Source organism: Roseibium salinum (assembly GCF_026240905.1).
In the GTDB taxonomy this organism is placed as follows: domain Bacteria; phylum Pseudomonadota; class Alphaproteobacteria; order Rhizobiales; family Stappiaceae; genus Roseibium; species Roseibium salinum.
The window spans coordinates 4,414,764-4,427,931 of record NZ_JAPEVI010000003.1 but is presented as its reverse complement, the minus strand read 5'-3'; the positions used below and the strand labels follow the sequence as shown (position 1 = coordinate 4,427,931).

At 64.1% G+C, this 13,168-nt stretch carries 10 protein-coding genes and 1 pseudogene; 1 reads left to right on the top strand and 10 read right to left on the bottom strand.

Annotation, left to right across the window (positions count from 1 at the left end; translation table 11 throughout):
• Positions 1-61: 61 nt before the first annotated feature.
• Positions 62-547, bottom strand: a complete 486-nt coding sequence (locus ON753_RS25115; RefSeq protein ID WP_265966661.1) for a DUF992 domain-containing protein — start codon at positions 545-547, stop codon at positions 62-64.
• A gap of 399 nt (positions 548-946) precedes the next feature.
• Between ON753_RS25115 and ON753_RS25110 the strand changes: the two genes are divergently transcribed.
• Positions 947-3,397, top strand: coding sequence for a glycoside hydrolase family 2 protein (locus ON753_RS25110; RefSeq protein ID WP_377047267.1), 2,451 nt, complete (start codon positions 947-949; stop codon positions 3,395-3,397).
• 115 nt (positions 3,398-3,512) lie between these two features.
• On the opposite strand, the gene ON753_RS25105 is transcribed toward ON753_RS25110, so the two are convergent.
• The 9 genes and pseudogenes from ON753_RS25105 to ON753_RS25065 form a co-directional block, all read right to left on the bottom strand.
• On the bottom strand, positions 3,513-4,340 hold the full coding sequence (locus ON753_RS25105) for an IS5 family transposase (RefSeq protein WP_265965358.1): 828 nt from the start codon (positions 4,338-4,340) through the stop codon (positions 3,513-3,515).
• A gap of 740 nt (positions 4,341-5,080) precedes the next feature.
• Entirely contained in the window at positions 5,081-6,052 is a 972-nt protein-coding gene (locus tag ON753_RS25100; protein ID WP_265966659.1) for a LacI family DNA-binding transcriptional regulator, read from the bottom strand.
• 691 nt (positions 6,053-6,743) lie between these two features.
• A complete protein-coding gene (locus ON753_RS25095) occupies positions 6,744-8,297 on the bottom strand; it encodes an acyl-CoA dehydrogenase family protein (RefSeq protein WP_265966657.1) in 1,554 nt (517 codons plus the stop codon).
• Between the two features lie 29 nt (positions 8,298-8,326).
• A complete protein-coding gene (locus tag ON753_RS25090) occupies positions 8,327-9,199 on the bottom strand; it encodes an amidohydrolase family protein (protein ID WP_265966655.1) in 873 nt (290 codons plus the stop codon).
• A gap of 11 nt (positions 9,200-9,210) precedes the next feature.
• Positions 9,211-10,230: an AMP-binding protein gene (locus tag ON753_RS25085; RefSeq protein ID WP_265966653.1), complete on the bottom strand. Its 1,020-nt coding sequence runs from the start codon at positions 10,228-10,230 to the stop codon at positions 9,211-9,213.
• A 154-nt stretch (positions 10,231-10,384) separates the two neighbouring features.
• A pseudogene (locus ON753_RS25080) lies at positions 10,385-11,026 on the bottom strand (AMP-binding protein); the annotation flags it as partial.
• A gap of 23 nt (positions 11,027-11,049) precedes the next feature.
• Positions 11,050-11,535 (bottom strand): MarR family winged helix-turn-helix transcriptional regulator, encoded by a 486-nt coding sequence (locus tag ON753_RS25075; RefSeq protein WP_265966651.1) that lies wholly within the window; start codon positions 11,533-11,535, stop codon positions 11,050-11,052.
• Between the two features lie 4 nt (positions 11,536-11,539).
• On the bottom strand, positions 11,540-12,307 hold the full coding sequence (locus ON753_RS25070; RefSeq protein WP_265966649.1) for a crotonase/enoyl-CoA hydratase family protein: 768 nt from the start codon (positions 12,305-12,307) through the stop codon (positions 11,540-11,542).
• A gap of 10 nt (positions 12,308-12,317) precedes the next feature.
• Positions 12,318-13,082, bottom strand: coding sequence for an SDR family NAD(P)-dependent oxidoreductase (locus ON753_RS25065; RefSeq protein WP_265966646.1), 765 nt, complete (start codon positions 13,080-13,082; stop codon positions 12,318-12,320).
• Positions 13,083-13,168: the final 86 nt, after the last annotated feature.

Genomic DNA, 13,168 nt, shown 5'->3' with positions numbered 1-13,168 from the left:
CAGATGACAAGTGAAGGGCCGGCGCTGCCGGCCCTCTTGTCTTGTGCTGTCAGTGGCGCGATCAGCTGAGCGATGTCAGCGTCAACTGGGTAACGCCAAGGGTCAGGTTGACCCCCGTCTGGCTCTCGACGCTGACCGGATTGAGCACGACGGATTCATTGAAACCGCCGATCAGGGCGTTGGCCTTGACCCCGGCACCGAGGCTCGCGCCTGCGGTCAAGCCCCCGTATGTGCCTTCCAGCGCACCGGGCTCGATATCCGTCGTCGGGGCCATGACCGCCCAGACGAGCGTCGCGTTGTTTGTCGTTCCGATATCCAGACCGAAATCGCTCACCGTGCCGGTGTAACGTTCCACCTGGTTGGTGTTTGCTTCCTCATAGGTGCAGTCAAGCGTCGCCCTGGAGCCCACGACAAAATTCGTTTCTCCCTCGACCGCGCAGGTCAGCACGCCAATCTTCACACCGGCATTGCCATCTTGTGCGAATGCGGGCGTGGCCAGAAGCGTTGTACCGGCCAGAACCAGTGCCATCTTGCTTAGCCGTTTCATCAAAAACCTCCTTAGCGGTTGACCGAACGGCGATCAGATCGGCGACCCGATCGACACGCTCGCCATGTCAAAACAACGTATGCCGCTCCTGAAAGGTTCCACCGGCGCTTGTGACCCAGGCTGCCGCAACGCCGCCGGTCGCGTGCGCAGACGAGCGCTATCGTTCGCTCCAGCCCGCGCCGGCCGGTTTTCCGGGCATTTCGTCAAACTGTCTGATTTAACCAGCATTCTCAATCATATGGATCAAGGCTGCGAACACCCTTTGACGTCCGGACGGAATCAGGTTTATCGATAAACCTGATCCGCCGGAAAGCCGGTCCGGAGCCCGCGTCAATCCGCCCTACCGGAGTGTTACCCGTGAACAGCCACAGCACCGCCACGACACAGGACCCTCGGTCCGTGCCGCAAACAATCATCCGCCGCCTTCACGAAGGTTGGCAGCTGAGCTGTTCGCGCGCCGTGCCGGCTGCCCCCGTCACGCCGGAAATGTCGTGGCCCGCGGCCGTCCCCGGCTGTGTCCACACGGATCTCCTGGCGGCAAAGGTCATTCCCGATCCCTATCTCGACTGCAACGAACTGGCGGTCCAGTGGATCGGCGAGTGCGACTGGGTTTACGAGACCGAATTCGACGCGGATCCGACAAGCGGCGAGCGCCACACGCTCGTCTTCCACGGGCTCGACACCGTGGCCACCGTGTCCCTCAACGGCGAGGTGATCCTTGCCAGCGAGAACATGCACCGCACCTACCGGGTCGACGTGACGGGCCAGCTGAAGGCGCAAGGCAACAGGCTGAAAGTCACGTTCCTGTCGCCTTACGAGCACGAGAAGACGCTGGAGCTGGAACCCCGGCCCAACTGCTATCCGGGCCCCGGAAACCTGATGCGCAAGATGGCCTGCAATTTCGGCTGGGACTGGGGCCCCAACCTGGTGACCGCCGGCATCTGGCGGGACGTGGAACTGGTCAGCTGGTCCGGCGCGCGCTTCGAAAGCCTCAGGCTGGACGTGTCCATGGCCGGGCAGGACGGCCTGGTGCGGATTTTCGCGGCCATTGACGGCGACGACAGCGGCCTGGAACTGGAGGCCCGCATCGGCAGCCATTCGGCCTCGGTTTTCCCCGAGGGCGGCGAGAGCACACTGGAGCTGACCTGTCCCTCGCCCAATCTCTGGTGGCCGCATGGCATGGGCGCGCAGCCGCTCTATGATCTTGAAATCACGCTGAAGAAGGACGGGGTGGTCCTCGACCGCGAGACCAGAGAGGTCGGCTTCCGCACCATCGCGCTGGATCTGTCGGGAGACGAGACACAATCCGCCTTCTCGTTCATCGTCAACGGCAAGCCGATGTATGTCTTCGGCGCCAACTGGATCCCGGACGACTGCTTCCCTTCGCGCATCACCAAGGAGCGCCTGGAGCAGCGCATCACCCAGGCGAAGGACGCCAACATCAACATGCTGCGCGTCTGGGGCGGCGGCATTTACGAAAGTGACGACTTCTACGAGCTTTGCGACACCCACGGCATTCTTGTGTGGCAGGACTTCCTGTTCGCCTGCGCCGCCTATCCGGAAGAAGGCAACTTGCCCGACGAGGTGGACGCCGAGGCGCGGGACAATATCGCCCGGCTGATGTCCCATCCCTCGCTGGCGCTGTGGAACGGCAACAACGAGAACATCTGGGGCTATCAGGCCTGGGGCTGGCAGGAGGCGCTTGCCGGCAAGACCTGGGGCGAAGGCTATTATCTGGATCTCTTGCCGCGCCTGGTCAAAGAGCTGCATCCCAGCGGCACCTACTATCCCGGCAGCCCCTATTCCGGCTCCATAGACCGCTTCGCCAATGCCGACGAACACGGCTGCCGGCACATCTGGGATGCCTGGAACGAAGTCGGCTATGAGGTCTATGCAAATTACCAGCCGCGTTTCGTCGCAGAATTCGGCTGGCAGGCGCCGCCCGCCATGGCAACGCTTCGCGAAGCCATTTCAGACGACCCGCTGACGCCGACCTCGCCCGGCGTGATGCACCACCAGAAGGCGGACGGCGGCAACACCAAGCTGATGCGCGGCCTTCAGGGCCACCTGCCCGATCCGTCGGGCTTCGACGACTGGCACTTCACCACCCAGCTCAATCAGGCTCACGCCATCGCCTTCGCCATCAGCCATTTCCGCGCCTTGCAGCCGACCTGCCGGGGCGCCATTGTCTGGCAGCTGAATGACTGCTGGCCGGTCACCTCCTGGGCGGCGATCGACGGCTACGGCCGCAAGAAGCCGCTCTGGTACGCGCTCAAGAAGGTCTACGCCGCAAAATTCCTGACCGTCCGGAAGTCCGGAAGCGGCCTGGCCCTTCACGTCATCGCCGACACCAACCTGGAATGGCGCACGCCCGTCTCCATCAAGCGGGTCCGGTTCGACGGCACGGTGCTCGCCGAACACAAGATCTGGCGGGTCTGCGTGGAGCGCAACAAGCCGGTCACCATCCCGCTTCCCGACAGCATCGCGCGCCCGGCCGATCCCAGGCGCGAACTCATCGTGGTGACGGCCGGCAACACGAAGACGCATCACTTTTTCGAAGAAGACCTCAATCTCGACCTGCCGGCCGCCCGCTTTCGGCTGGGTGTCGACGCCTCTCCGGCCGGAACAAGGGTGCGGATCGCCGCGCTGACGCTCATCAAGGACCTCTGCCTCTTCGCCGACCGGATAGACCCCGCCTGCAGCACCGACCGGATGCTCGACACCCTGCTTCCCGGCGAGGAGGTCGTCATTCAGCTGGAAAACTGCCCGGATATCTGCGCCGAAGACCTGCAGAAGGTCGGCGTGATCCGTTCAGCCAATGATCTCGTTGCGTACAGGCCCGGAGGTTAGGCTGGATCTGGTGGCCCTCCCGGGAGGGCTGCTGCGGTTCGCCTGACGACACTCCGAGGAGCTACATCGAGCCAGCTACTACCCACACCCTCATCCTGAGAGTCTGACTCGAAACTCATTTTGTTAGCTTTGCCTGTCGCCTGATGATTAGTTCGATGTTTGCGATATAGATCCAAGCGGTTTGGGTTTCCTGTTTTGCTTCAAAGTCTTTTGCGAGGCGTCTGCGTCGGCCGAACCAGGCAAAGGTTCTCTCAACAACCCATCGTCTTGGCAGGAGCGCAAATCCCTTGACCCCAGGTGGCCGTTGCACGATTTCGATCGACCATGGCCCGCAATCCTTGAGCTTTTCCAGAAGCTTCGGGCCACGGTAGACGCGATCGGCGAAGATATGAGTAAGATCGGGATAGATCCGCCGCAGGCTTTGCAGCAGCGGCACAGCTGCGTGCACGTCCTGGATATTGGCGGGATGCACCAGAACGTCCAGAACGAGCCCGTCTGTATCGGTGACGATGTGACGCTTGCGACCCTTGATGCGCTTGAAGGGATCAAGGCCTCGTGGCCCGCCGACTTGGGTCGTTGCCACGCTCTGGCTGTCGATCACACCGGCGGACGGAGTGGCACTGCGTGCCTGCGCTTGTCGGTGCTGCTCCACTATCCGCCGGTTCAACCCACGCCATAACTCATTGTCACGCCACGCATAAAAGTATCTCTGGACAGTCGAGCGCGGCGGAAAATCACTTGGCAAAAAGCGCCAGGGGCAGCCCGTACGCAGCAGATAGAGGATCGCGTTGACCACTTCCCGAAGCGACGTTGTGCGCGGCCTCCCACGCTCTCGCCTCTCCGGAAGATGAGGCGCGACCAAATCCCACTCTTCGTTCGTCAGATCGCTTGCGTAACGCTGGCCACGACGCTCATAGTTGGCACGGGTGATCTCGGTCCACATGGTGAAGCTCCGTTCTGTTAGCGCAATAACGGAATCACAAGCGACCGGGATCACTCAATACATTTCGGGCCAGTCTCTGAGGAGCGAGCTTGCTCGCGTCTCGAAGGATCGGCGGCATACACCGGAGCAAGTTTCCCATCCTTCGAGACAGCGCTGCGCGCTTCCTCAGGATGAGGCTGTGGTTGAAGCGAGGACCGGTCAGTTGGCCGCCTCTCAGAGCAACAACCAAGAGAAGCAGCAGCGGCCCCTGAAGCCCTCTGAGCCACGCCGGGCGAACGCAAGGGAGACCCGGAGCCTACTCGTTTCCAGAGAGTTTACTGCCTGAACGCGGCCAGTCCGGCGCTGTTCTCTTCGGCTTTGCCGAGCGGACCAGCGAGTAGGCCCCGGCTCTGCGCTTCGCTGGGCCGGGGTGACCCGTGTGCCTGAACGCAATTGACGCGGGATGCCTTTCTGGGAACGGGTCTGAAGGCCCTCCCGGGAGGTCAGCAGCGGTTCGCCTGACGACACTCCGAGGAGCCACATCGAGCCAGCTACTACCCACACCCTCATCCTGAGGAGCGAGCTTGCTCGCGTCTCGAAGGATCGGCGGCATACCCCGGAGCAAGTGTCCCATCCTTCGAGACAGCGCTGCGCGCTTCCTCAGGATGAGGCTGTGCTTGAAGCGTGGACCGGTCAGTTGGCCGCCTCTCAGAGCAACGACCAAGAGAAGCAGCCGCGCTCAAACCCGAACCGACATCCCGCTACCGCAGCTCGGTCCGCACCAGTTTCTGCAGCTCCTCCACCGGCTGGCCTTCGATCCGGCGGATGAGCATGTCCGCCAGGCTCCAACCGGCATCGATGCGGGAGAAATAGGACGTGACCGGCCGCGTCTCCAGGTAGTCGCCAAGGTTCGTGCCGCTGCGGACGGAAAAGCCGAAGTTCTTGAACCGCTCCGGCGCCGCATCGCGCACGCCTCTGCGCGCTCCCATCAGCACCACGTCGTTCACGCAGACGATGCCGTCGACACCGGTGGTGCGGACAAGCTCGGCAGCGGCGAGCCGGGCGGCATCGGCCTGCGGGTCCAGATTGCGCACCAGCTCTTCGCGGTAGCTGAGACCGGCCTCGGCCAGGGCACGGCGGTAGCCGGTCATGCGTTGGCGAACATAGGTATAGGCCTCAGGCCCGTCGAGCAGCGCGATGTTGCGGTGACCGCGCCGGATCAGTTCGCTGGTCCCCTGCCAGGCGGCGAATTCATTGTCGACATCGAAAAAGGCGTGAGGCGAAAACAGCTCCGTCCTGCCGAAGGTGATGAACGGCATCCCCGCTTCGAGCAGATATTTGACGCGGCGATCCTGAAGGCTGGTGTGATCCAGAACGACGCCGTCGCACCCACGCCCCTTCACCAGCCTTTCAAGCTCGATTGTATCCTCGCCCGTCTCCGGTGCGATAATCGTTCGCACCGAATAGTCCGTATCCCGGCAGCGCTGATGAATGCCCTGCAGCAGCCCGAGCAGGGTCGGATCGCCGATTTCGGTGTCGGACGGAAACTTGAGCAGGGCGGCGAGCACGTATGTCCGCCCGGTCCGCAGCTTGACGCCTTCCATATTGCGGACATAGCCGAGCTCTTCGGCCACCCGGTTGACCCGTTCCGCCATGCCGGCGCTGGTCTTCGGCGATCCGTTGATCGCCCGCGCAACGGTGGTCACCGAGACCCCCAGCCGGTCGGCGATCATCTTCAAGGTCACGTTTTTGGGAGTTGAACGGCGCGGCATGCTGAAGACGGAGGCGAGTCACTGCTGTTGGCAAGGGCGCCGAGACTACCCCGACAACGAACCGCAGTGCAAAGTGGAATGCGAAGCGTCCCCCGGAAGGTGTTATCCCCACGGTTCAGCTTTTTGTTGCAGGCGCCTTTACCACGGCGGTCATCCCCGACTCGATCGGGGATCTAATCATTTCCAGAGCGACCGCGTTCGAAGCGAAGTGTGAGCCGCCCATCCTGCGATCCATCTCCAATATTCTGCGATCTGGAAACGCCAATAGGTCCCCGATCGAGTCGGGGATGACCTCAGCAAGAGGAGAGAGGCCGCCGCTTGCCATTGGCCCACCGGGCAGCACTGCCGAAGAACTCGCTTTATCCCCTGGCACCGAGTCACCCCGGCCAAGCGCAGCGCAGAGCCGGGGCCTACTCGCTGATCTGCGTGGTAAGGCCGAAGAGAGGTGCCGGTACGGCGGCGTCAAACAAGATCCGCTCTGCAAACGAGTAGCCCCGGGTCTCGCGTAGCTCGCTCGGCGTGACCAGGCGGGACACTCAGGCGCGCGTACCATTCACGCCGAATTCACCACACAAGCCATCAGCCGCTCCGACAGGCAAGGGTGACGCGGAGGGGTTCGAGAGGCTGTTTCTTGCCGGAGTCCCAAGGGTCCCTACCCCGCCCGCGCATTCAGCATCTTTTCGGCAAGGCGCCGGATGCGCTTCGGGTCCCGGTGGAAGTCGGCCTTGTCGGCCATGCGTGTCCACAGGCACTCCAGCAGCACACGTACCGTCATGCGCATGAAGTCATGCGCCATTGAAGCAGGGTCCGGGCTTGCCAGGACGAGGTCCCGCTCGTGTCGCCATTCGGCAACCCATTCCGCAAGCCGGCCGTTGCCGCTGCCGCATTCCAGCAGCAGGAACGCCTCGAAGGCCCGGCCGGGCGCGCCGGGCAGGAGGCGGGTCACGAGGTTGCGCTCGTGAATGCCGTTCGCACCCTCGTAGATCGCGGTGATGCGGACATCGCGATAGGCCTGCTCCAGTCCGTATTCCCTCAGGTAGCCGTAGCCGCCCAGAACCTGCATGGCCGTCTCGCTCGCGCGCATGCCGGCTTCAGTGCAATAGACCTTGGCAACCGGTTTCAGGAACTCCGCCAGGTCGGGATCGCTACCGGCTTCGAGCGTCACGAGCGCCAGATGGGCCATCGCCCGTCCGCCCAGGGCCAGCGCATCAATCTCATCGAGCATGCGCTGCACGTCGGCATGCCGGTCGAGCGTCACCGGCTTGCCGTCCGGCCCGCGTCCCTGCACCCGTTCGCCGGCGTAGCTCAGCGCAATGTCGAAGGCGCGCGCCGCGTGGGCAACGCCTTGCAGGGCCACATCGATGCGGGCGTGGTTCATCAGGGTGAACATCGCCTTGAGACCCGCGCCCGCTTCGCCGATGAGCTCGGCCTCCGCGCCGTCGAAATTCAGCTGGCAGGTGGGAGAGGCATGCAGGCCCATTTTCTCTTCGATCCGCGTCACGCTGACCGCGTTCCTTGAGCCGTCGGCACGGTGAGACGGGCACAGGAACAGCGACAGGCCCTTCACGCCGTCATCGGAGGTGCGCGCAAGCACCAGGTGAAGGATCCGCGCGCTGATGTCCTGGTCGCCCCCGGAGATGAAGATCTTCTCGCCGGTGATCCTCCAGCCGCTGTCCGCCTGTTCGGCCCGGCAGCGGATGCGCGACAGGTCCGAGCCCGCCTCCGGTTCGGTCAGGCACATGGTGGCGAGAGCCTCTCCGGACGCCAGCGAGGCAATGTGGCGCTGCTGCTGGCCTCCGGTGCCGAACGCAAGCAGCGTGCTGACGGCCCCGGGCACGAGCCCGGCGACCATCTGCAGGCTGTGGTTGGCGCCGGAAAAGATCTCCGAGACGATCGCCTGCACGACCGCGTCCAGCCCCTGCCCGCCGTGGTCCTCCGGCACCGTCAGACCCGGCCAGCCCTGCTCCGCATAGACCTGATAAGCCTCGCGGAAGCCGTCGGGCATATAGACGCGCCCGTCCTCCAGCCGGCATCCCTGACGGTCACCGGGTTCGTTGAGCGGTGCGAGTTGCTCTTCGGCAAAGGCGGCAAAGTGCCCGCCGATTTCGGCCGCCAGTTCCGCGTCCCAGTGCGGCAGGTCTGCGGCGCCGGCCACATGGGTCAGGGAAAAGAGGATATCGTCGAGAGGTGCGGAAAACGGCTTCATTTGCGCAGCGCTTCACGGTTGTGGGTTGATCATGCCAGCCCCAGGAGCCGTGCCGCATTGCCCTTGATGATGTCCGGGCGCAACTCGTCCTTGATGGCGATGTTTTCGAAATCGGCCAGCCAGCGTTCCGGCGTGATCATCGGCCAGTCGGAGCCGAACAGGACCTTCTTCTTCAGGATCGAATTGCAGTATTTCACCAGGATTTCCGGGAAGTATTTCGGCGACCATCCCGACAGATCGATATAGACATTCGGCTTGTGCTGGGCGACGGCCAGCGCCTCCTCCTGCCAGGGGAAGGAGGGATGGGCGAGAATGATCTTCATGTCCGGAAAATCGACCGCCACGTCGTCCATGTACATCGGGTTGGAATATTTCAGCCGCATGCCGTTGCCGCCGCGCATGCCGCTGCCCACACCCGTCTGGCCGGTGTGGAACAGCGCGATTGCGCTTTCCTCGGCGATCGCCTCGTAAAGCTCGTAGGCCATGCGGTCGTTCGGATAAAAACCCTGCATCGTCGGGTGGAACTTGAAACCCTTGATGCCGAACTCCCGCATCAGCCGGCGCGCTTCGCGCGCGCCCATCTTGCCCTTGTGCGGATCGATCGAGGCAAAGGGGATCAGCACGTCGTCGTTCTCGGCGGCAAGCTCGGCCACTTCCTCGTTCTTGTAGCGGCGGTAGCCGGTCTCCCGCTCCGCATCGACGGGAAAGATGACCGCGGCGATGTTCTGCTCGCGGTAATGCGCCGCGGTTTCCGGCACGGTGGGCGGATGGCTCCAGGGCGCGCGGAAATACTTGGCCATCGTCGCCTGCAGGTCGTCATAGCCGTCGTCGGCATGACAGCCGCAGGGCTCCTCCGCATGGGTATGGATATCGATCGCCCGGACCTTGGTGATGTCGACCATTGCTGACCTCCTCAGATTGTGACCACGGCGGGGTCGTTGTCGTCGTAAAGCCGCTCCAGAAGCTCCGCGCGCCGCGCCAGAACCTTGCGGATGTTCAGATTGCCCTTGGCGGTCATTTCGCCCTCCGGCATGGACGGCGGCTCGGCAAGCACCATCGCCCGTGCGACCCGCGCCGAGCTGCCGCTGATTTCCCGCGCCCGTTCACTCAGGCGGCGATGGATTTCCCCCTGCAGCAGCGTGCAGGTACAGGCGCCGCCCTCTTCGCGAAGCTCGAAGCCGGCCCGGGAAAGTTCCTCCCGGTTCGGGAAGATCATCACGCCGATCTGCTTGCGGTCCGCGCCGGTGATCACAAGGTCGGCGGCCAGCGGGGCAAGGCGCGACAGCATGTCGAGCTTCAGCTGCGCGGCCCGCACCCAGGTGCCGGACTGCAGCTTGAAATCCTCCGAAATCCGGCCGTCGAACCGCATGCCCTTGTTCGGGTCGGTCGCGTCGAGGAACAGCATCGCATCGCCGGTGATGAAGAAGCCTTCCTCGTCGAATGCCGCGGCGGTCTTTTCAGGGTCGTTGAAATATCCCGGCATGATGTTGGGGCCCTTGACGCGCACTTCGCAGCGCATGTCCGCATCGGGAACGAGCTTGACCGTGACCCCGTTCACCGGCACGCCGACAATCCCTGAGCGCGGCGCCGGTTCCTGCTGCATCATGGCCGAGGGGGCCGTTTCGGTGAGTCCCCAGGAAGACGTCATCAGCGGGATTTCGCCCTTCACCTCCATCGCCATGCGCTCGAAACCAGCCCACACGTCCTGCGGCAGGGAGGCGCCGGCATAAAAGATCAGGTCGAGACCCTCAAAGAACCGCCGGCGCAGGTCCTCGTCCTTCTCCAGCGCGCCCAGCAACATGCCGAAGCCGAGTGGCACGTTGAAGGCGATCGTTCCGGTCTTCATCGCCAGGTTTTCCAGCGTCCGGTCGAACAGCCCCTTCACCGGCTTGCCGTCGTCGATATAAAGACTGCCGCCATTGGAGAGCATCATGTTGAAATTGTGCGACCCGCCGAAAACGTGGTTCCAGGGCAGCCAGTCGACGATGACCGGCGGCCGCTTGCGCAGGAACGGCAGCAGAATCGGCCAGCTGGGCCTGGTTGACGCACATCATCCGGTGCGTCGTCAGCACGCCCTTGGGGCTGGAGGTGGAGCCGCTGGTCATCAGGATCTTGCCGACCGTATCCGGCGTCACCCTGGAAAACGCCTCATCCACATCCACGCCGCTGTCGCCCTTCAGGAGATCGGCGATGGCGATTGCCCGCCCGCTGCCGGGACGGCTTGCCAGGATGTCGACAGACTGCAGCGCGTCCAGCTTCAGCGCCTCGGCGAACTGGTCGGCATCGGACACATAGGCCATTTTCGGCCGGACCAGGTCGATAACCTCGCGCAGGCGTCCATGGGCGCCGCGGACCAGCGAATACTGCTCCGCCACGGGCACCACCGGCACACCGACATATTGCGCGGCGAGCGCCAGGATGCCGTGGTCGACGCTGTTGCCCGACATGACCAGGATCGGCGTGTCCGGCCCCATGCCGCGTGCCCGCAGCGCAGCGCCTAGGGCGCGCACCTGCTGCAGCACGCCGGCATAGCTCTCCTCGCGCCATCCCGCCCCGCTCCGCTCGGCCAGGAACACCCGCCCGGGCGCGGCCTCCGCCCACTGGTGCAGCCAGTCTCCGGTCCGCCCGGCCGCCGGGGTGAGCGCATGCCTGGAGCGCAGCAGGATGGTCCCGTCAGCCCGGTCTTCCCGCTCGACGGAATGGGGCTGGTATTCTCTCGTTCGTTGCATGACTGCCTCCTCCCGGAACGTCGTCAGCTGTCTCGCCGGCGGTTGTTTTCGATCAGTTGCATGACCTTCATCGCCATGGCCTGCGCATCCGGGTTCAGGTCCCGCAGAAGCCTTTTTTCATGCTCCTCCGCCGCGGCGACCGCCTTCTCGCAGAGGCGCCGCCCGGCCAGCGTCGGCAACAGGGCATAGGCCCGGCGGTCATTGGGCAGCCGGTCGCGGATGATCAGGTCGCGCCGTTCCAGTTCGTCGATGATGACGACCAGGTTCGGCCGTTCGATATCCATCGCCTCGGCCAGTTGCGACTGGCGCAGGCCGGGATTGTCGACGATCAGGACGAGGGCCGTATAGGTCAGCATCCTGAGGTCGAAGGGCTTCAGCGTCTGGCTCAGGTCGGACTGAATGACGTTGAAGGTCCGTTTCATCTGATAGCCGAGAAACGCACGCAGGGTCTTGTCGCTGACATGGACGACGCCTGTCTGTGCCTCCGGCTCGGGCGCGGGCTTCTTCATGAGGTCACCTGAAGTTGGGACTGCGCTTTTCCAGGAAGGCGGCAAGGCCTTCCAGCGCGTCCGGGCTTGTCTGGGTAATGGCCGCACACAGGCTTTCGGTGAAGAGGCCGTCGGCCTTCGACATGTCCTCGATCCGGGCGAGCGCCTGGATCATGATGTAGTTGGAGAGGGGCGCATTCGACGCGATCCTGCGGGCGAGTTCCTGAGCCTTTTCAAGCGCCTCCCCTTCGCCCACCGTGTAGTGCGCAAGGCCGAGCCGAAGCCCCTCCTCGGCGGAATACTTGCGCCCGGTCAGCATCATCTCGGTCAGCCGGTCGGCGCCCAGGATGCGCCCCACGCGGACAGACGCGCCGCCGCCGACGAAGATGCCGCGCCGGCCTTCCGGCAACTGGAAGAACGCGGTCGGGTCGGCCACGCGCACATGGGTGGAGGCGGCAAGCTCCAGCCCGCCGCCGATCACAGCGCCGAACAGCGCACTCACCACCGGCAGCCCGCCGAACTGGATCCTCTCCATCACCTGATGCCAGCCGCGCGAATGCCGCATGGTGCCTTCCGCGTCCCGCGCCACATGTTCGCTGAGATCGAGCCCGGAACAGAAGTGGCCAGCGGTACCGGTGATCACGGCCGCCTTCACCCCTTCCGGCGGTCTGGAGAAAAAGCCGTCCAGGGCCTCCAGCAGCTCGTCGCACATGGCGTTGCGCTTGCCGGGCCGGTTCATGGTGAGGGTCGCGACACCGTCGCTCAGTTCGATTTTCAAGATCTGGTCGCTCATTGGCTCATCCTCAGCGCGGCGGAAGGCGCACGGCCCCGTCCAGGCGAATGGTCGTTCCGTTGAGGAACGCATTGGTGACGATATGCTCCGCAAGAAGCGCGTATTCCTCCGGTTCCCCGAGGCGCGGGGGAAAGGGAATGTTGGCGGTGATCGCCTCGGCGACTTCATCGGGCAGCCCTTCCATCATCGGCGTGCGGAAGAGGCCCGGGGCGATCGCCATGACGCGGATGCCGGCGCGGGCGAATTCCCTCGCCGCCGGCAGGCACATGGAGGCGATCCCGCCCTTGGAGGCGGCATAGGCCGCCTGGCCCAGCTGCCCGTCCTCCCAGGCAACCGATGCGGTGTTGATGATCACGCCGCGCTCGCCGCTCTCCAGCGGTTCCAGCGCCATCATGCGTCTGGCCGCATGGCTCATGACGTTGTAGGTGCCGAAGAGGTTCACCCGCAGCGTCTTCTCGAAGACGTCGAAGGACAGCTTGCCCTCGCGTCCGACGATCCGCGCCGCATGGCCGACGCCGGCGCAGCTCACCGCAATGCGCGGGCTGCCGCCGAGCTGCTGCGACGCCTCCTCAAGCGCCTGGTCCACGGCCGCCTGGTCGGAGACGTCGGCCTGGACGGCGAGGCCGCCGATTTCCGCGGCAACATTCCGCGCGCGGTCGATGTCGTAATCGAGAATGGCGACCCTGGCGCCAAGGCTCGCGAACCGGCGCGCCGTCGCCGCGCCCAGGCCGCTGCCGCCGCCGGTCACGAGCGCGCTATGTCCTGAAATCAGCATTGCCTTGCCTCAACTCGTGTCTTCTCATCATTATTATGTCTCATATCTATTTAAACGTGCCGATTGGGTTGTCTTCCGGCCGGCCG

Bases quoted from the DNA above. Each gene is read 5' to 3' on its own strand.
- ON753_RS25115 (WP_265966661.1), bottom strand. From the start codon at position 547: ATGAAACGGCTAAGCAAGATGGCACTGGTTCTGGCCGGTACAACGCTT.
- ON753_RS25105 (WP_265965358.1), bottom strand. From the start codon at position 4,340: ATGTGGACCGAGATCACCCGTGCCAACTATGAGCGTCGTGGCCAGCGT.
- ON753_RS25100 (WP_265966659.1), bottom strand. From the start codon at position 6,052: ATGATCGCCGACCGGCTGGGGGTCTCGGTGACCACCGTTGCGCGGGCG.
- ON753_RS25095 (WP_265966657.1), bottom strand. From the start codon at position 8,297: ATGAAGCCGTTTTCCGCACCTCTCGACGATATCCTCTTTTCCCTGACC.
- ON753_RS25090 (WP_265966655.1), bottom strand. From the start codon at position 9,199: ATGGTCGACATCACCAAGGTCCGGGCGATCGATATCCATACCCATGCG.
- ON753_RS25085 (WP_265966653.1), bottom strand. From the start codon at position 10,230: ATGATGCTCTCCAATGGCGGCAGTCTTTATATCGACGACGGCAAGCCG.
- ON753_RS25075 (WP_265966651.1), bottom strand. From the start codon at position 11,535: ATGAAGAAGCCCGCGCCCGAGCCGGAGGCACAGACAGGCGTCGTCCAT.
- ON753_RS25070 (WP_265966649.1), bottom strand. From the start codon at position 12,307: ATGAGCGACCAGATCTTGAAAATCGAACTGAGCGACGGTGTCGCGACC.
- ON753_RS25065 (WP_265966646.1), bottom strand. From the start codon at position 13,082: ATGCTGATTTCAGGACATAGCGCGCTCGTGACCGGCGGCGGCAGCGGC.